The 18,593-nt window shown below is 59.9% G+C and carries 15 protein-coding genes; 10 read left to right on the top strand and 5 right to left on the bottom strand.

Annotated elements, in window-relative coordinates:
• The 9 genes from ACLBWT_RS10805 to ACLBWT_RS10765 all read left to right on the top strand — a co-directional run bounded on the left by ACLBWT_RS10805 (position 1) and on the right by ACLBWT_RS10765 (position 10,563).
• Positions 1-756: an AAA family ATPase gene (locus ACLBWT_RS10805; protein ID WP_447663417.1), complete on the top strand. Its 756-nt coding sequence runs from the start codon at positions 1-3 to the stop codon at positions 754-756.
• Between the two features lie 353 nt (positions 757-1,109).
• A complete protein-coding gene (locus ACLBWT_RS10800) occupies positions 1,110-2,852 on the top strand; it encodes an ABC transporter ATP-binding protein (protein WP_447663416.1) in 1,743 nt (580 codons plus the stop codon).
• Positions 2,853-3,028: 176 nt separating this feature from the next.
• Complete coding sequence (locus tag ACLBWT_RS10795) at positions 3,029-3,844, top strand: winged helix-turn-helix transcriptional regulator (protein ID WP_447663134.1); 816 nt, start codon at positions 3,029-3,031, stop codon at positions 3,842-3,844.
• Positions 3,845-4,242: 398 nt separating this feature from the next.
• Positions 4,243-5,967 (top strand): ABC transporter ATP-binding protein, encoded by a 1,725-nt coding sequence (locus ACLBWT_RS10790; RefSeq protein ID WP_447663133.1) that lies wholly within the window; start codon positions 4,243-4,245, stop codon positions 5,965-5,967.
• Between the two features lie 124 nt (positions 5,968-6,091).
• Positions 6,092-7,165: an oxidoreductase gene (locus ACLBWT_RS10785; protein ID WP_447663132.1), complete on the top strand. Its 1,074-nt coding sequence runs from the start codon at positions 6,092-6,094 to the stop codon at positions 7,163-7,165.
• A 254-nt stretch (positions 7,166-7,419) separates the two neighbouring features.
• The gene (locus ACLBWT_RS10780; protein ID WP_447663131.1) at positions 7,420-7,998 is read left to right on the top strand and encodes an RNA polymerase sigma factor; all 579 of its coding nucleotides are present in this window, start codon (positions 7,420-7,422) and stop codon (positions 7,996-7,998) included.
• The gene (locus ACLBWT_RS10775) at positions 7,976-8,929 is read left to right on the top strand and encodes a DUF4871 domain-containing protein (protein WP_447663130.1); all 954 of its coding nucleotides are present in this window, start codon (positions 7,976-7,978) and stop codon (positions 8,927-8,929) included. Before ACLBWT_RS10780 ends, ACLBWT_RS10775 begins: the two co-directional genes overlap by 23 nt.
• 53 nt (positions 8,930-8,982) lie before the next feature.
• Positions 8,983-9,189, top strand: a complete 207-nt coding sequence (locus tag ACLBWT_RS10770) for a hypothetical protein (RefSeq protein WP_447663129.1) — start codon at positions 8,983-8,985, stop codon at positions 9,187-9,189.
• A 708-nt stretch (positions 9,190-9,897) separates the two neighbouring features.
• Positions 9,898-10,563: a hypothetical protein gene (locus ACLBWT_RS10765; RefSeq protein ID WP_447663128.1), complete on the top strand. Its 666-nt coding sequence runs from the start codon at positions 9,898-9,900 to the stop codon at positions 10,561-10,563.
• 273 nt (positions 10,564-10,836) lie between these two features.
• On the opposite strand, the gene ACLBWT_RS10760 is transcribed toward ACLBWT_RS10765, so the two are convergent.
• Both ACLBWT_RS10760 and ACLBWT_RS10755 read right to left on the bottom strand, forming a co-directional pair.
• Positions 10,837-11,907: an LLM class flavin-dependent oxidoreductase gene (locus ACLBWT_RS10760; RefSeq protein WP_447663127.1), complete on the bottom strand. Its 1,071-nt coding sequence runs from the start codon at positions 11,905-11,907 to the stop codon at positions 10,837-10,839.
• A gap of 394 nt (positions 11,908-12,301) precedes the next feature.
• Complete coding sequence (locus ACLBWT_RS10755) at positions 12,302-13,075, bottom strand: carbon-nitrogen hydrolase family protein (RefSeq protein WP_447663126.1); 774 nt, start codon at positions 13,073-13,075, stop codon at positions 12,302-12,304.
• A gap of 180 nt (positions 13,076-13,255) precedes the next feature.
• On the opposite strand from ACLBWT_RS10755, the gene ACLBWT_RS10750 reads away from it, so the two are divergent.
• A complete protein-coding gene (locus ACLBWT_RS10750) occupies positions 13,256-13,516 on the top strand; it encodes a hypothetical protein (RefSeq protein ID WP_447663125.1) in 261 nt (86 codons plus the stop codon).
• Between the two features lie 638 nt (positions 13,517-14,154).
• Here ACLBWT_RS10750 and ACLBWT_RS10745 read toward each other — a convergent pair.
• The 3 genes from ACLBWT_RS10745 to ACLBWT_RS10735 form a co-directional block, all read right to left on the bottom strand.
• The gene (locus tag ACLBWT_RS10745) at positions 14,155-15,471 is read right to left on the bottom strand and encodes an MFS transporter (RefSeq protein WP_447663123.1); all 1,317 of its coding nucleotides are present in this window, start codon (positions 15,469-15,471) and stop codon (positions 14,155-14,157) included.
• A 116-nt stretch (positions 15,472-15,587) separates the two neighbouring features.
• On the bottom strand, positions 15,588-17,369 hold the full coding sequence (locus ACLBWT_RS10740; protein WP_447663121.1) for an ABC transporter ATP-binding protein: 1,782 nt from the start codon (positions 17,367-17,369) through the stop codon (positions 15,588-15,590).
• A 57-nt stretch (positions 17,370-17,426) separates the two neighbouring features.
• Positions 17,427-18,593: YhgE/Pip family protein (locus ACLBWT_RS10735; protein WP_447663119.1), on the bottom strand; the 1,167-nt coding region annotated here is incomplete at its 5' end.

Below are 18,593 nucleotides of genomic sequence, written 5' to 3'. Positions count from 1 at the left end.
ATGCAACCCGAAGCTTATCTGAGAAGCGTGCAACTGCTGCGGGACAGCGTGCCTTCCTTCGCGGAGTATCCCTTCTCGCTCCCCGTCATCCGGGAGATGGACCGGCTCACGCTGCATCCCAAGGTGACGTACATCGTCGGGGAGAACGGCAAAGGCAAGTCGACTCTGCTGGAGGGCATCGCCGTCGCTTGGGGCTTCAATCCCGAGGGCGGCAGCCTGAACTTCACGTTCTCCACCTATGCTTCCCATTCAGAGCTCCACCGGCACTTGAGGCTGGCGCGCGGAACCCGCAAGCCTCGGGACGGGTTCTTCTTCCGGGCAGAGAGCTATTACAATCTGGCGAGCAATATCGAGGAGATGGATCGGGACCCCGATGGTCGGGGACCTAGAATCATCGAAAGCTATGGAGGCCGTTCTCTGCATGAGCAGTCGCATGGAGAGTCCTTTTTTGCGGCCTTCATTAACCGGCTGGGGGGCGGCGGGCTCTACATCATGGACGAGCCGGAGGCGGCGCTGTCGCCGACGAGGCAGCTGTCGATGCTGGCCCGAATTCACGAGCTCGTCAGCCAAGGCTCCCAATTCATCATCTCCACGCATTCGCCGATTCTGATGGCTTATCCGGACGCAGTCATTTATCAGCTCAGCGGGAGCGGCATCGAAGAGGTCGCGCTGGAGGAGACGGAGCATTTCCGGGTGACGAGGCAGTTCCTGAACAACCGGAGCCCGATGCTGGAGGAGCTGTTCTCGGAGGAATAGGCTGTAATCCTTCCGCTCGTGGATCAACGGATCGAACGGTATAAGAAGAGGCATGAGAACTTCTCATGCCTCTTTTTGTTCATTCAGGAGGCTTCAGGCCAGGCTTTGCCGACCCTTCGCTCCGGATCGGCAGCAGCCGACTGGCCGCCGGCTGAGTGGCAAAGGGACTTGAGCGAGACCTATAATAAAGGAAACAACAGATTCCCTTGGGACGGATAGAGGGAAAGGGGGCTGCAAAACGCATGGCATCTTCAACCGAAATCTCATCCTACCGCGCACGGGGCGATGCCCCTTCATCCGCTGGACAAGCCGGCGGCAAGCGGGCGGGCTGGCGTTCCTTCGTCAGGCTCATCATGGCGTCCAAGCCGCCCAAAAAGCTGATCGCCGTCGCGCTGCTGCTGAGCCTGGCTTCTACGGCGGCAGGCCTCGTCGTGCCGATGGTGACCAAGCAGTTCATCGACGGCTTCAGCCTGAGCGCCTTGAAGCCGGGCCACATCGTCATGCTGGCCGGATTCTTCGTCATCCAAGCGCTGGCCGGAGCTTATTCCAGCTACTTGCTCGCCCGGCTCGGGCAGCATGTCGTTGCGAGCCTGCGCGAGCGGCTGTGGCGCAAGCTGATGGCGCTGCCGGTCGCTTATTACGACCGGCACCAGACGGGAGAAACGGTCAGCCGCATGACCAACGACACGGGCGTCGTGCGCGGACTCATCACCGATCATCTGGTCGGCTTCGTCACCAGCATCATCTCGGCGATCGGAGCGTTCATCCTGTTGCTGACGCTGGATTGGCGCATGACGCTCATCCTGCTGATCGCGATTCCGGTGCTGGCCGGCATCATGGTGCCGCTCGGCATCATGATGCACCGCATCGCCAAGGAAACGCAGGACGAGACGGCTTCCTTCTCCGGCGGCATCAACAACGTGCTGTCGGAGGTCCGCCTCGTCAAGGCGTCGGGCGCGGAGCGGCGCGAGCTGGAACACGGCTTCAAGGGCATCCGCGCCTTGTACCGGCTCGGCGTCCGTGAAGGCAAGGTCGGGGCTTGGATCGGCCCCGCCGTCTCCTTCACGATCATGATGCTGCTCGTCATCATCATCGGCTACGGCGGCGTGCGCGTGTCGTCCGGGGCGATGACAGCCGGCGACCTTGTCGCCTTCATCCTGTACCTCATGCAGATCATCATGCCGATCAGCCAGATCGCCGTTTTCTTCTCTCAATTCAACAAGGCGATGGGAGCGACAGAGCGGATCAGCGCGACGCTGGAGGAGACCGAGGAGGACTTCGCCGCAGGCGGGGAGCTCCGCAGCGCGTCGGCTCCCGTCACGGCCGAAGGACTGGAGTTCGCCTATGCCGGCAGCGAGCCGATCCTTCGGGGCATCGATTTCGTACTCCAGCCGGGACAGGTTACGGCGATCGTCGGTCCAAGCGGGGGCGGCAAAACAACGCTCTTCTCGCTTCTGGAGCGATATTACGCTCCTACGGCAGGAAGGCTGCTGATCGGCGGCGTGCCGCTCGCGGACTATTCCCTCGCCAGCTGGCGCAGCCGGATCGGCTATGTGGCGCAGGAAAGCCCGCTGATGGCGGGCACGATCCGCGACAATCTGACGTACGGCATCGACCGCGCGCCGGAGCCGGAGGAGCTGGAGAGAGCGGCGAGGCTGGCCTACGCCGACGTCTTCATCAACGAGCTGCCGCAAAAATACGACACCGAGGTCGGCGAGCGCGGCATCAAGCTGTCCGGCGGGCAGCGGCAGCGCATCGGGATCGCGCGGGCTCTGCTGCGCAATCCGGACATCCTGCTGCTCGACGAGGCGACCTCGGCGCTCGACAGCCAGGCGGAGGTGATCGTGCAGCAGGCGCTCGGCAATCTGATGGAGGGGCGCACGACGGTCGTCATCGCCCACCGGTTGTCGACCGTCGTGGACGCCGACCAGATCCTGTTCGTGGACAAGGGACGCATCACCGGACGGGGCACCCATGAGGAGCTGCTGGAGACGCATGAGCTGTACCGCGAGTTCGCGCTGCGCCAGCTGCGCTCACCGAAGGAAGACGAGGCTGCAGAGGCGGTTGACCCCCGTTCGCAGCCGGAATTATACTAGAAGCAGGGCGGCATGCCGCCACAGGGAATGAGAGGCGGATCCACGCCTGCTTGCTCTCTTCACTGAATGTCACGGGGTTGCACAGATAAAGTCTCAGACAGATAGAGAAATAGAGACAGAGATAGAACGAGAACAGATCCTCTCGCAGCTGGCAACGGATAGGAGGAGATTGTGGAGTGAACAGCATCCATTCTGAAGAAAACTTGGTCAAGCTCGCGCAGCTTCATCTGCCGGGCTATGGCTACGGAACAAAGGCGGGTGCAGATGCATCCGCCGTCTCGACGGCCGAAGCCGCACCGCCCATCCTATGCGCCACGACGCGGCGGATCGTGCTGATCAGCCCGTATCCCAACCTGCTGCATGAGCTGATCCGGGATTTGTCCGCCGCCTGTTACGATGTGATGGTCTTCCACCGCGTGGACGATTACGTTCTGCACAGCCTGCAGGCCGACCTGTACCTGATCGACGGCAGCGCGGCCGACATGCTGGGCAGCGATCCCGGCTTCCGCACCTTCATGGCGGATCCGTCCAAGCAGAGCCGCGCTATTCTTCTGGGAGACCGGGACAAGCAAGGAAAGGAATTCCGCGGCAGCATGGATACGGGAGCCCTGCAGACGGTTTCCCCTGCGGACGCCTTGGATCTCGTCGAGGATTGGCTGCTTCGGCATCCTGCCGCAGACGAGGCTGATCCAGGCATTCTGGGCTTCAAGGATCTGATTCTGGACACGAAGCGCATGGCGGTGTTCCGCGGCGGCAGCCCGATCGATCTGACCAAGACGGAGTATGAGCTGCTGCTCAGCTTCATCGGCGCGGAGGGGGCCGTCCAGACGCGCGACCATCTCATGGCGACGATCTGGGATGCGCCGTTTTTCGGCAACAGCAACGTCGTCGACGTCCATGTGAAGAGCCTGCGGCGCAAGCTGGGCGACAACGCCCTGGCTCCGGTGTACATCGAGACCGTGCGGGGAGTCGGCTACCGGCTCGCGGATTGAGGAATGCCGGGCATGAAGAAGCGCCCGCGCGAACGCTCAAACTGTTGAGAAGTCTCTGTTGTTACGAGGCTTTTGAAATCAGGCCTGAAGACAATTCTATATCTTTTTTGAGCGTCGCACCCGCAGGGCGCTTCAGAGCTTCGAGAAACCCACGTTTTTTTAAACGTCGGGTTTCTCTTTTTTTATGCCCGAATCCACTCTAAGATGATGGAGTGCGGCAAGCGTGCTACTGGCTTACTATGGAGGGGTTCCATAGGAAATGCGCCTGGGCAGCTTCAGCAGGTTTCGTTTGACTATAGCCATCCTTTACGTAGAGACCGCGCCGCGATACGGATACTCTAGGGGGGAGAAGGCACGCGCTCCCCAGAAGGAAGCTGCGCCCGCAGGAGGTGCTTCCCATGAAATGGCTAAAATCCTTTTTCGCCTATTACAAGCCTTACCGGCTCATGCTGGCCGCCGATCTGTTCTTTGCCGCTCTGGCTTCCCTCGTCGTCCTTGCTTACCCCATGCTCATCAACCGCATCACAAGCGAGGCGATCAGCGAGCAGGGCATAGCGGTAGAGATGATGGCGAGGATCATCGGCGTGTTCTTGTTCCTCATGATCGTCGAATACGCAAGCGGCTTCTATACCGACTACTTCGGCCATGCCATGGGTGCGCGAATGGAGGCGGACATGCGGGACGATTTGTTCGTCCATGTCCAGAAACAGAGCTTCGTCTTCCATGACAACGCCAGCACCGGCCAGCTGATGTCGCGCATGACGAACGATCTGTTCGACATTTCAGAGCTGGCTCATCACGGACCCGAGGATGTCGTCATCTCGCTGGTGCGAATTGTCGGCTCTTTCCTCATTCTGAGCCGGATCAACGGCCCGCTGACCTGGATGATTTTCTGCATCCTTCCGGTGCTTTTCCTGCTCGTCTATTTGTACAGCGGGAAGCTGAAGAGGGCGCTGAAAACGAGCAAAGAGCGCATCGGCGACATCAACGCACAGCTCGAGGATACGCTTGCCGGCATCCGGGCCGTGCAGGCCTTCAACGGCGAGGAGGCCGAGACGGATAAGTTCAGGCGCAGAAACCGCCGCTTTTTCGAAAGCCGCAAAAAAGGCTACTGGGCCGAGGCGGTCATGTTCAACGGCCTGAACAGCTTCGTGTCGCTGCTTACGATTCTGGTCGTTGTCGTTGGCGCTTACCTGATCGGCCGCCGCGAATTGCAACTGCCCGACCTGATCACATTCCTACTCTATATCGGCACCTTGATCGCGCCGATCCGGATGCTGGTGAACTTCACGCAAAATCTGCAGAACGGCATCGCGGGATTCGAGCGCTTCCGGGAGCTCATGGAGATTCAGCCCGATATTGCGGATGCCGATCATGCTGCCGATCTCCATCATGTCCGCGGAGAAGTGGAATTCGACCGCGTCAGCTTCCGCTATTCGAAGGAGGAGGGGGAAGTGCTGTCCGGCATCGACTTCAAAGTCCGCCCCGGCGAGTTCATCGCTCTCGTCGGCTCCTCGGGGGTCGGCAAAACGACGTTCTGCAGCCTCATTCCCCGATTCTATGAATGCAGCGAAGGAACGGTGAGGATCGACGGCAAGGACGTCAGAGATATCCGGCTGAAGTCGCTGCGAAGCCATATCGGCATCGTGCAGCAGGAGTCGTATCTGTTCGCAGGGACGATCGCGGACAATATCCGCTACGGGCGGCCGGACGCGACCGACGACGAGATCAGGGAAGCGGCGGTGAATGCGAATGCCGATGCATTCATCCTGGAGCTGCCGCAAGGCTACAGCTCCGTAGTCGGACAGCGGGGCGTGAAGCTGTCCGGCGGACAGCGCCAGCGCATCAGCATCGCCAGGGCGTTCCTCAAGGATCCGTCCATTCTCATCCTGGACGAAGCGACCTCCGCCCTCGACTACCGGAGCGAGAAGGCGGTCCAGAAAAGCCTGGAGCGGCTGGCGAGGAACCGGACGACGTTCGTCATCGCCCACCGGCTGTCGACGATCCGGAGCGCGGACCGGATTCTCGTGCTCTCGGAGCAGGGCATCGAGGAGGAAGGCACGCATGAGGAGCTCGTATCCCGGGGAGGATTGTACGCCCGTCTGACCGGCATGCAGGCTTGACCGGGCTGAGGAGCCGAGCGGCCGATCCGTCCGGGCCGGAACTTCGGAGCTTGGCCTTGGTTCCGTGAGGCGGCCTGAGGGTAAGGATAAGTACCTTGATCCTACCGAAACGGAGGCAATCATCATGGGCATACGAACGGGATTGATCGGATACGGCCTGTCAGGCTCGGTATTCCACGCCCCCCTCATCGCAGCCGAGGAAGGCTTGCAGCTGACTGGAGTCGTCACCTCCCAGACGGATAAAGTCCGGGAGGATTACGAGAATGTCGACGTGTACGAAGACGTGGAGGCGCTGCTGGGCAGCGGAGTGGAGCTGGTCGTCGTAGCAAGCCCGAATACGCTGCACTACGAGCATGCCAAGAGCGCCATTCTCGCGGGCAAGCATGTCGTGGTCGAGAAGCCGTTCACCAATACGGTGCGCGAGGCGGAGGAGCTGATCGAGCTGGCGCGGACCAAGGGCGTCATGCTCAGCGTTTTCCACAACCGCCGCTGGGACAACGACTTCCTTACCGTGCGGCAGGTGCTGGATTCCGGCACGATCGGACGGGTTTCCGTCTACGAGGCGCATTACGACCGGTATTCGCCGGAGGTGGAGGTCGAGGCGAGATGGCGGGATCAGCCGCTGCCGGGCTCCGGTATTCTGTATGACCTCGGAGCGCATCTCATCGACCAGGCTGTGCAGGTTCTAGGCAGCCCGGATTCCATTTGGGCCGATCTGCGGCTCGACCGGGATGAAGCGGAGACGGTGGACTACTTCCACCTGGTGCTATCCTATCCCCAGTCGCGGGCGATTCTGCGGGCCGGCACGCTGGTCCGGCAGGCGGGGCCGCGCTTCATGGTCCATGGAGATCTCGGGAGCTATATCAAATACGGGCTGGATCCGCAGGAGGATCAGCTGAAGGCCGGCCTGCGGCCAGGCGACGCCGACTGGGGCGCGGACAAGGAGGAATGCTACGGCGAGCTGACGACGGCCGTCGGCGACCTCACCATGCGCACCAAGATCGACACGCTGCCCGGCAGCTATCAGGACTATTACCGGGGCATCGCGGAGGCGATCTCCGGCGGCGGCAAGCCCCCGGTCGATGCGGAGGAAGCGCTGGAGGTCATCAGGCTGATCGAGGCGGCGCATCGCAGCGCCCGGGAGCGGAGGGTCATTGATCTGGCTCCGGCACTCGGCGAGGCCGCCAAAAAAGACTGAGCTCTTTCATGAAAAAGGTTGCCGGCTGTTCGGGTCCTGATCGTTGGAACGGCCCGTACAAAACCGAATGCATCCCGGCGCGAGACCGTTCCCCCTGCTATAAGGGGAGAACGGTCTTTTTGCTGTTCCGTAGGCGTCGTCCTGCAAGACAAAGACAGGCGCTCGTTGGAAGGATCTTCGCGCCAAAATTTTTTCTTGAAAAAATGGAACCGATCGTCCGCCAAAGCGGTCCTATATGCATGAGGGGGGCAGCCATGTCGGAAGAACTGGACTATATCAAGCATCTGGCTCCGGGATTCGACCGCGGCAGGGTGCTGCAGGATCTGATGGATCATTTCGGCGATGACGTATGGAGATTCGCCTATTTCCTGACGCGCCGGGCCGATGCGGCGGACGATCTGTCCCAGGAGGTATTCCTGTCGGCGTACAGCTCGCTGCACGCCTATCGCGGAGACGGCTCCGTCAAAGGCTGGCTGCTCAAAATCACGCGAAATAAAGCCCTGCATTATTTGCAAAGCGCTTTCGTCCGCAAGGTGACGCTGACCGATCTGTTCACGGCCTCAGGCAGCTCTCCCGGCGCAGACGTCGTCTTTTTCGACCGAATGGAGAGCCGCTCATTGTGGGAGGCCGTCATGAGCCTGCCGCGAAAATACAGGGAGCTGCTCATTCTGGACTATCATTATGGCTTTGCCGTGAAGGAGATCGGGGCCATGACCGGGCTTCCGGCAGGAACGGTCAAATCCCGGACGCACCGGGCCAGGAAGAAGCTTGGCCAACTGCTGATAGAGGACGAAAAGGAGGCCGAAGGCATTGAGCGCCAACGATCGGAATGAGAGGCTGAGAAGGCGGATGCGGCCGTCGCCATTCGTCGCCGGCCGGTTCACGGAGGAAATGGCGCAGGCGGTGACCCGCAGGATCCATTCGCAGTCCGCGGGGCGGGACGGAGCAGTCTCGAGAAGGATGCGTCGGGCTGTTCTGGCTGCGGTGCTGACGGCTGCCTGTCTGGCAGTGGTTTGGGGACTGCCGTCTCCATGGGGGGGCCATCCGGGACAGGGAAGCCTGACGGAGAACCATGCCTATTTCGAGCAGGGCAAGCAGCTGTTCGCCATCTCCCCGGAGCCGGATGCGCAGGCAGGCATTATGCAGGGTTATCTGTTCTCGTTCACCGCTCCCTTCCGCGTCTTCGAGGGCAAAAACCTCCGAGTGGAAGCCGTGCATGCCGATTCGGGCTGGAGAGAGACCGTATATTCCGACCTGATCCGGAGTCCGGACAGCGGTTATGAAGGATTGGAGAGGCATGGGATGCAATTCGCTCTCCCCCTCGGCGGACTGTGGAGGCTCGACGTGCTTCTCGACGGAGTTTCCTATGGACATGTGACGATAGCCTTGCATGAGCCGGATTGGCAGGCCAGTCCCGAGTTCCGCTCCGGAACCTATCTCATGCGCGGCGTGGAAGGAAAAGTAGCCTTCATAGACGCCGGTTTCTCGGCAGGCATGCACCAGAAGTACATGTGGCATTTCTGGGGGGACAAGGAGAAGTTCGACGGAGGCTTCCAGGTGAAGGCGATCAAAGAAGGAGAGGAACGGCCTGTCGACGTCTTCTCGACGGATTCGTTTTTTTCCGGCTCCTTGAACGGCGCAGACCGGATCGCCGTCTCCATGATGTCGCTGCCCGAGCCGGGACGCTGGCGTCTTCTTCCCTACGTGGACGGCAGGCTTTTGGATACGATTGTGGTGGATGTGAAGAAGGCGGGCAAGGAATGAAAGAACGAGCAGGGGATAGAAGAGGATAGCAAGGCAGAAAAAGCAGGCAAGGGATGAAGGCAAGAAGCAAGAAGCAAGAAGCAAGAAGAAGCAAGAAGCAACAAGCTGGACGTAAGGAAACAAAGGAAATAAAGGAAACAAGAAGAGCAGGGAAGGCAAGAAGAGCAAGCAGAAGAGCAAGAAGAGCAAGCAGAAGAGCAAGAAGAGCAAGGAAGCAAGAAGATAAAGGAAGCAAAAAGATAAAGGAAGCAAAAAGATAAAGGAAGCAAGAAGCAAGGAAATCAAGACAGTGCCATATATCATGATTGGAACCGCCTAGGCGGTTCTTTTTTTGGCTGGCGAAATGGCGGAGGCTCAGGGCGGTCTTTGGAGCCTCAGGCAAATCAATGGGGAACCTCGAGCATGAAAGAACCGTCTTAGTCGGAGCTTTTGCGTCAGAAGCAACCAAATAAGCCGAAAAAATCGTCTAACTCGGAGCTTCTGCGGAAGAAGCAGTCAAATAAGCCGAAAAAACCGTCTTACTCGGAGCTTTTGCGGCAGAAGCAGCCAAATAAGCGGGAAAGCCCGTCTAACTCGGAGCTTCTGCGGCAGAAACGGCCAAATAAGCAGGAAAACCCGTCTAACTCGGAGCTTCTGCGGCAGAAACGGCCAAATAAGCGGGAAAACCCATCTAACTCGGAGCTTCTGCGGTAGAAACAGCCAAATAAGCGGGAAAACCCATCTAACTCGGAGCTTCTGCGGTAGAAACGGCCAAATAAGCGGGAAAACCCGTCTAACTCGGAGTTTCTGTGGAAGAAGCAGTCAAATAAGCCGAAAAAACCGTCTTACTCGGAGCTTTTGCGGCAGATCGTGGCAGACTAAGAGCGAAGCTTGGCTGGGAACAGCCGGGTTTTTCGCCTTTTCAGCGCCTGTCCGGACAAGAGGTGAATCTGCTGGTAAGATAGGGGGAAAACGGGCGGGGGATTGCAATGGCTCGAAAACTGGCTTGCCTGCACGCGCATGAATCCAATATCGGATTCATCCAGGAGATCGCGCCCCGGGAATTCGTCTTGGAGCATTACGTCGATCCCGGCCTGATGGCCCGTATCGGCAACGATCCCGGCTTCGCAAGCGCTGGAGGGGGCGATAGGGTGCTGAAACAGCTGGAATGGATGGCTGCGGCGGGAGCGGACGTCATCCTGATCACCTGCACCAACTATATAACGCTGCTTGACGAGTCTCGTCTGGCAGCCGGAATGCCGGCTATTCTCAAGATCGACGAGCCATTCTTCCAGGAGGTATGCCGCAGCGGGCAGCCCCAGCTGCTGCTGTTCAGCAATTCGGCCACGGTAGAAGGAACGATGGCCAGACTGCATGCTTATGCGGAAGCATCCGGCTGTCGGGCGCCGGCAGTCCGCGCCGAAGTCATCCCGGATCTGTTCCCCCTGATCATGGCTGGCAGGAAAGAGGAGTATGAGGACGCGGTTACCGCTCATCTTCTCCGGACGGCAGAGTCCGATCCGGGGCTGGCTGTATCCGTCGCCCAGCTGTCGATGGCCGGAGCGGCCGAACGGGCCGGGCGGGAGACGGGCAGGCAGATCGGCCATCCTCTCCGCCCGCTGGCAAGAGCGCTGGAGCTTTTGGCCTCGACTTGAAAAAAGAGAAAGCCCCTGCCGGGACAAGCGGCGTCTCGATCCTCGACGGGTCGGGCGGAGCGGCTTGGCCTGAAGGGGCTTTTTTCATTTTCCGGCGTCGCTGCATTCCCTCTGCCATCTGGCGCTCGATGCCGTCCAGCAGCAGCGGGAGTACAGACTCGAACATCTCCTCCGACCCGACCAGCCGGAACAGCCCATTCTTGTAGATCCTTCGGACGAGAGGGAATTCCGCCAGGCCTGACATCCGGCACCTCTCCTCCTCCGGATAAGCGGTTACTTGCCGCCTTCGATGCGCTCCAGCTCCTTGTGCACGATCGGGGCGACCTTCGTACCGAGCAGCTCGATGGCCTTCAGCACCTCGCGATGCGGCATCGTGCTGACGTCCACATGCAGGAAGAAGCGGTCGAGGCCGAGGTTCTGGCGCAGCAGCACGATTTTCTCCGCGACGAATTCGGGATCGCCGACGTAGAGAGCGCCTCGCAGAGTACGGGACTGGTCGTAGGCTGCGCGGTCGTATCCGGCCCAGCCGCGCTCTTTGCCGATGGCGCTCATCTGTGCCTGGTTATGAGGGAAGAAGGCATCGGCGGCTCCCTGAGTCGTATCGCCGACAAAGCCGTGCGAGTGCGTAGCGACCCGCAGCTTCGAGAGGTCGTGGCCAGCCTGTGCGGCGGCGCGGCGGTACAGATCCACCAGCGGGGCGAATCTCTCCGGCATGCCCCCGATGATCGCGAATACGACGGGAAGGCCGAGCACGCCAGCGCGAATGGCGGATTCCGGATTTCCTCCCGTAGCGATCCAGACCGGGAGCGGCTCCTGCACCGCCCGCGGGTATACGCCTTGATTATCGATGGCCGGCCGATGGCCGCCTGGCCAGCTTACTTTTTCCGACTGCCGGATGTTGAGCAGCAGCTCCAGCTTCTCGTCGAACAGCTCGTTGTAATCGTCCAGGCTGTAGCCGAACAGGGGGAAAGACTCGATGAAGGAGCCACGTCCCGCCATGATCTCGGCACGGCCGTCCGAGAGGCCGTCGAGGGTGGAGAACTGCTGGTAGACGCGGACAGGATCGTCCGAGGACAGCACCGTGACGGCGCTCGTCAGGCGGATCTTCTTGGTCAGGGGCGCCGCGGCGGCAAGCACGACGGCTGGAGCGCTTCCCGCATAATCAGGCCGATGATGCTCTCCGATGCCGTAGACGTCCAGACCGGCCTGCTCGGCGACGACGATCTCCTCGACCGCGTTGCGCAGACGCTGGGCGTGGCTGATCGTCGGGCCTGCGGTCGAGGCTGGCATGGCCTCCAAAAAAGTGCTGATTCCAAGTTCCATCTTTCTCGGTGAAGCGGACATAAAAATAGGCCTCCTTTAGTCTATTCATTGTACTAAATTAACTATTGTTTCTCAACTTTAGTAAGCAAAATAGAGGAGCTGCTTTGGAGGCGATATCGAGCTCCTGGCCAGGTATGCCCAAAATCCGGTCGACCAGCTCATAAAGTACGACCTGCAGGCTGCCGCCAAAGACCGCGACGCGATTTTGACGGAATGGACCAAGCGCTACGACGGAAAAGCTGAAGGGCTGAAATGCTGAACAGTGAGCCGGAAAGCTGAACAGTGAGCCGAAAAGCTGAACAGTGAGCCGAAAAGCTGAACAGTGAGCCGAAAAGCTGAACAGTGAGCCGAAAAGCTGAACATTGAAAACGGGGATGGACGGCCATCCCCGTTTTATTTGCTATGCGAACGCTGCTCAGCCAAGCAGCTCCGGCCGCAGCCTGACCGCAAGACGGCGAGTAGCCTGGGCTGGGTCGACATCATAGATGATCAGCTCTTCGACATCGGGCAATGCCGAGGCCAGCGTTTCTCCGGCAGGGGAGATCAGGCGGGTGACGACCTGCTGTCCTTCCAGGGCGAAGTTGACGCTCGCGAAATAAATTTGGTTCTCGCCGCTGCGGCAAGCCATGGCGCCTTTGTAGAATTCGGGGTTGGGCACCGCGGGAGTGAACTGGGGATGAAAGACGATATCCGCTCCTCGGCGCGCGGCCCAGCGGACGGTCTCGGGATACCTCCACCCCTCATGGCAGATGACGATGCCGAACTTCAGCCCTTCAATCTCGAACAGCGTTCTTCCAACGCCGGGATTATAACCGAATGGCTCTTCGTCCGGATCGAGCTGATTTTTGGTCTGGCGTCCAAGCAGCTTGCCATCGGCAGAGATGACAAATGCCGCGAGCTCCATGCCTCCCTCGCCCCTCCATTCCGTAGGCAGCACGACCGCGATCCGGCGGCTGGCGGCCAGCTCGCAGACGCGCTTCAGCGCAGCCTGCATGGCCTCGTGATCATAGGGCTCAACTTCGAAGCCGACCCCTCTCAGCCCCGGAAGGACCGCCTCCGGAAAACAGACGAGGGTGCTTCCCTGCTCAGCAGCCTGGCTTATTCCTCGGGCTACGAGATCTTCTCCATCCGCAAGCGACTTCGGAAAGCGGGTTTGGGCGAGTGCGATTCGGACGAGATTCTTTTCCATTCGGCGGCAATCCCCTTTTTTTCCATTCTAAGATGTCTCCAAGCAGCCTGCAGGCTGCAAAGGCTTTTCTGGAAAAGAATTCGGGAAGAAAACCAACGGGGAGTGGAAAAACGGAGCGAAAGGGTGGAAACTGTGGATGGAATTGGGGAGGGCTTCGAGAACAGGAACGGGGGGAGGGCTTTGAGAACAGGAACGGGAGAAATCGAAAGCAAGTCAAGTAAAAAGCAAGGAACACGAAGCCGGAAAGTTAACGAATGCAGCACAAAACCGGAGATAGGTACAGAAGCCAAAAACGAAACACGGAATCACAGTTTACGAATGGTATCAGAAACAGAAGAGAAGTTCGAAACACGTAACTGTAAACAAGAAATGAAACCAGAAATGAAACAAGAAATGAAACAAGAAATGAAACAAGAAATGAAACAAGAAAAACGCCTATGATATCAAATATGATGCATCCCAATGCTGCCTGCGCGCCACGGTAGCTCTTATAAATTCAAACTGGGAATGCCCGATTAACCGTATCGGACATACGATCCGTTATTGAGCGAGAATGAGCCTTTATGGGTGATTATCGGACATCAGATCCGTTATTTCTTTGAAATTTACCTCTATGTTGATAAAAATTTGGCAATAGCGGATCGTATGTCCGATAAATCTGAAATAGCCTTCAAATTGGCCAAATAGCGGATCGTATGTCCGATAAAGTCGGAATGGCCTGTAAGCTGCGAAAAAGGGTCGGATGCCAGTAAAGCCGGAATGGCCTGCAATCGTCGAAAAGCGGGAAGCATGTACGTAAAGCCGGAACGGCCTGATTGGCGAAAAGGGGGACGCATGCATAAAGGCAGACGGAATGACTGCCGGACATTATTGGACGCATCCAAACAAACGAATGTCCATGGAAATGTCTATGGGTCTATGGGCAATGAGGGACTTGGCTGCCAATAAAGAGCCGTTATTCAACCAGCCTCCGTTTATCTCCTGTAGTGTCTTGACCGGAAACAAAACGATGCATGCCCTCAAGAGGTTCCGGAACGCGAAAAACAAGAGACAAACAAAAGCTGAGCCGCTTGAACGGCTCAGCCTTTGTCATTGCGCGGGCGAATCCCGGCAAGCGCGAGTATGAAAGCGGCGGCAGCCACGGCAGCCATTACTCCCAGCAGCAAAGGCGCGGACTGCTTCATCAGCAGCGAAGCGACGGGCGGGCCTGCGGCTACGCCGATGAATCTCATGCTGCTGTACAGCGAGCTGATCGTCCCGCGCTCCTCCTTGTCGATGCCTTCGGTAATGAAGGCGTCGAGGCAGGGCAGGCCGGCACCGATGCCAAGGCCTGCCCCGGACAGCAGGGCGATGCGGATGGAGGTCGCTTCCCAGAACAGGCAGGCTCCAATGCTGGCCGCGCAGAGGAGGAATCCCCCGGTGAGGGTCCATTTCATCACTTTTTTATGCTCGCCGATCCATTTTCCCGCTGCATAGGAAGCCGCGCACAGAACGGCCAAAGGAATCGCGAGCACAAGCCCCTTCAGGATGCCTTTCATGTGATGGCTTTTTTCCAGCGTTTCCGACAGGTAGAACAGCAGTCCGAATAAAATGAACATCGAAAAGCAGCCTACGACGAACAAAGCCGTCAGCCATCTCGCCTTGCTGCGGTAAAGATTCCAAACGCCGCTCAAGAATTTGCCTGGAGGCTGAGTGGCGGCTGCTTCCTTGCCTTGCTTGGGCGGCACCTTGACCAGGAGCAGCACAAGGATAATGGAGAGCGCGCAAAGAACAGGCACGGACCAGAACGGCGCCTGCCAGGCAAGAAGAGCGAGAGCCGATCCGAGAATCGGGCTGAGCACCTTGCCGAAAGTGTTGGAGGTTTCAATCAGTCCGAGTCCCGCGCTGACCTGCTGCTCGCTCCGGAACATGTCTCCTACTAGAGGGAGGACGATCGGCATGGCGCCGGCAGCGCCGATTCCCTGTAGCACTCTTCCTGCCAGAATGATGCCGTATCCCCCTGGCTCGAGACTGCCCGCCCAGCCGCATACCGCGCCTCCCGCTCCAGCCAGGATCAGCGAGGGAATGATGACCTTCTTGCGGCCGATGCGGTCGGACAGATAACCGGCGATCGGAATCAGAATGATGGCCATGACGGAGTAGACCGTAATGATGAGGCTCGCCTGCAAAGGCGTGATGCCGAGCGCCGTTTCGATGGCGGGCAGCACGGGAATTAGCATGGAATTGCCCAGCGTCATGATCAAAGGAACGGATGATAGGGCGAGAAGGGCGGCTGTGCGGCTGTCGTCGGCTTTCTTGTGGGAAGGCTGAGGCTCCCTGCCGACGAACTTCCCGCGCGGCCATTTCATCTCTCCGCCCGATATGGCGGTGGAACCGCCGCGTTTATCTGGTTTCACTCCTGCCGTCACCCTTCTCTCGCGTAATGTACTCGAGCGCTGGAAAAGCGTCCTTGGGTAGGATTCGCCCCGGGCTGGAGTTTCATACCCGGCAAAGAAGAGAAATCAGAGCCGCATCATCCTGCCTGCTGCGGGAACTGGAGCTCGTACAGGCGGCGGTATCGGCCTCCTTGCTCCATGAGCTCCTCGTGGGTGCCGCTTTGGACGATGCGGCCCTCCTCCATGACGACGATGAGATCGGCTCTGCGGACGGTGGAGAGGCGGTGAGCGATGACGAGGCTGGTCCTTCCGGCCAGAAGGGTTTCCAACGCTGCTTGGATGAGCTGTTCGGATTCCGTGTCCAGAGCAGCCGTCGCTTCGTCGAGGATGATGACTTTGGGATCGGCAAGCAGCGCTCTGGCGATGGAAAGCCGCTGCTTCTGCCCGCCGGAGAGGCGGACGCCTCTCTCTCCGACTTCCGTATCGTAACCGTCCGGAAGCTCCTCGATGAACGGATGCGCGTAGGCCGCCTGCGCGGCGCCGATCATTTCCTCCTCGGTGGCTCCGGGCTTGCCGTAAGCCAGATTGGCCCGTACGGTGCCGTTGCGGAGCATGACATCCTGCGAGACGATCGCGATCTTACGGCGCAGGGAAGCCTGGGTCACGTCGCGGATGTCGGTTCCGTCGACCGTGATCCGGCCTCGGGTCGCGTCGTAATAGCGCATGACGAGATGGGCGGCCGTCGTTTTGCCCGCGCCCGAAGAGCCGACAAGGGCGGTCGTTTTTCCCGGGGCCAAGGTCAGGTTGAACTCATGCAGAACATCAGCCGCGGAGGAGGAGTAGCGGAACGAAACCTGCTCGAACACGATCTCTCCGCCAGCGAGCCTAAGCTCGCCCGCATCAGGCCGGTCCTTGACGTCGGGAACGGCCGACATCGTCTCCATGATGCGGTCATAGGCCGCCGCGGACTGCTGCACGGTGCTCATGAGGCGGCTGAAGCGCCGCACCGGGTTTTGGAGCAGCCGCAAGTAGCTGAGGTAGGCGATGACCGAGCCGGCGGTCATATCGCCGCGCATCGCTTGCCAGGAGCCGAAGGCGAGCACGAAAGCCATGCCTGCGTATTGAAGCAGGTCGATCATGGGGCCGAAAATCGCGCTGAAGCGGGTGGAGCGGAGATTGGCGTCCCGGTTGTCGGCGCTCAAGCGGGCGAATACAGCGCTTTCGCGTTCTTCGGCGGAGAACGACTTGACGAGCCGGATGGAAGAGAGCGTGTCCTGCAGATGGCTGCTCATCTCCGCCACGGTTTCCTGGACCCGTCGGAAGGTGCGGCGCATCCGTCCGCCATAGCGGCGGGCCGTAAGGAACATGACGGGAAACAACGCCAGGAGCGCGACAGTCATCTGAGCATTCTCCAGCAGCATGTAACCGGCAATAGCGATGAACGTGACGGCGTCAGTCAGAATCCCCATCGTTCCGGAGCTGACCATCTGCTGCAGCTGGTTGACATCGCTCGTCATGCGGGACATCAGGTCGCCCGTGCGGCGGCGGTCGTAGAAGCCGAGATCGAGGCTTTGCAAATGGCGGTACAGGCGGTTGCGGATCTCGAAGACGGTCTGCTGGCCGGCTTTGCTGAACGTGTAGCTGCTGATATAGCCGAAAACGCCGAGCAGCACCGCTGTCCCCAATACGGCGCCTGCGATCGGCAGCAGCTGGCCGTACAGCTTGCCGGGAATGACATGGTCGACCGCATATTGGGTCAGCTTCGGAATGACGAATTGCAGGGCGGCGACGCCGCCCATGGACAGCCATGCGGCCAGAAGCAGCGGCCATTGTCCTTTGACATGCAGGAACAGGCGCTTGAACATCGGCCACAGCGGAGCTTTATCGGGTTCGGGCGCGGCATGGGATCTCATTTTCATTGGATTCCTCCGGGCACAGAAGAAAATTCTGCGTAGTCGTTCGATTTCGATCAACGATCAATGGATAATGCCGCTTTCGCGGGCTTTTGCCGCAAGGCTCCCGGCGGCTCTTCCGAGCGGCTTCTTGAGCAGCAGGCCGGCGAGCAGCGCGATGACGCCGAAGAGCAGCAGCTTCGACAAATCCCTGCGCGCGGCTTCGGGGAGAATGCCTCCGACCGTTTCGCGCATGAGGCCGACGGCATAGGTGAAAGGCAGAAAAGGATAGAGGGCCCGGAAGATCGGAGCTGTGACTTGCACCGGGAACGTGCCGCCGGAGCCGGCGAGCTGCAGCACGAGCAGGACGATGGCGGCAGCCTTGCCGACATTGCCGAGAACGGATACGAGCGTATAGACGATGAGCATGAACACGGTGCTGATGAGCAGAGCCGACAGCACGAACAAGACCGGCGACGCGGGGCGTACGCCGAGCAGCAGGATGTCTCCGAGCGTGACGAGCAGCGACTGCAGCAGGCCGATCGCCCAGAAGGTGAGGAAGCGGCCGAGATAGGCATGCTGGACCGCCGCCTCTCGATGGACATCCAGGCTGAGCATGGAGACGAGCAGCAGCGCGCCAACCCACAGCGAGAGTACGGTGAAGAACGGCGTCATCGCCGTCCCGTAATTCGCGATCGGGAACAGGGAATGCTGCTTCAGCTTGATCGGGCGGGCCAGAAATTCGGCCTTTTGGACGTAATTGCTCTTAAGCAGATCGATGGCCTCGCCGAGATTGCCTTTCTTGCGCAGCTCCCGCAGCTTGGCCGCGAGGTCCCGAATCCGCTTTTCGGCCTCCGGCAGCTCGCTCTGGAAGGCGTCGAGCTTGCTTTGGCCGAACGCGATGCCTTTGGCGGCATCCCGGAGCAGTCCGGTCACAGCGGGCAGCTCGGCATGCGCCCGCTTCAGCGCGTCGCCGGCTTCTGCGGCGGCCTTTTGCGCCGCCTTCACTCCTGCCGCGACGCGCGGCGCGAGCTCGCTGTCGTAGCGGCCGAGGAGGTCGGCGGCGATGCGCCCGGCCTCCTCGGCCCCTTGCCGCAGCTGCTCGGCAAGCCCGGCGGCCGGCTGCCGCCCGGCCGCCAGCGCCTCGCCTGCGGCGCGGGCCAGCTCCGCCTGGCGGGCGAGGCTGCGCTCGAGCCCGCCAAGGCGCTTGCCGGCGGCGGCGAGCACGCCGCCGGCATCGCCGTAGGGGCC

The organism is Paenibacillus sp. D51F (assembly GCF_053345695.1).
This window is presented reverse-complemented; position numbering and strand designations above follow the sequence as displayed.

Coding starts and splice junctions, on each gene's coding strand:
- ACLBWT_RS10805 (WP_447663417.1), top strand. CDS start 1: ATGCAACCCGAAGCTTATCTGAGAAGCGTGCAACTGCTGCGGGACAGC.
- ACLBWT_RS10800 (WP_447663416.1), top strand. CDS start 1,110: ATGGCGTCCAAGCCGCCCAAAAAGCTGATCGCCGTCGCGCTGCTGCTG.
- ACLBWT_RS10790 (WP_447663133.1), top strand. CDS start 4,243: ATGAAATGGCTAAAATCCTTTTTCGCCTATTACAAGCCTTACCGGCTC.
- ACLBWT_RS10785 (WP_447663132.1), top strand. CDS start 6,092: ATGGGCATACGAACGGGATTGATCGGATACGGCCTGTCAGGCTCGGTA.
- ACLBWT_RS10780 (WP_447663131.1), top strand. CDS start 7,420: ATGTCGGAAGAACTGGACTATATCAAGCATCTGGCTCCGGGATTCGAC.
- ACLBWT_RS10770 (WP_447663129.1), top strand. CDS start 8,983: ATGAAGGCAAGAAGCAAGAAGCAAGAAGCAAGAAGAAGCAAGAAGCAA.
- ACLBWT_RS10765 (WP_447663128.1), top strand. CDS start 9,898: ATGGCTCGAAAACTGGCTTGCCTGCACGCGCATGAATCCAATATCGGA.
- ACLBWT_RS10760 (WP_447663127.1), bottom strand. CDS start 11,907: ATGTCCGCTTCACCGAGAAAGATGGAACTTGGAATCAGCACTTTTTTG.
- ACLBWT_RS10755 (WP_447663126.1), bottom strand. CDS start 13,075: ATGGAAAAGAATCTCGTCCGAATCGCACTCGCCCAAACCCGCTTTCCG.
- ACLBWT_RS10740 (WP_447663121.1), bottom strand. CDS start 17,369: ATGAAAATGAGATCCCATGCCGCGCCCGAACCCGATAAAGCTCCGCTG.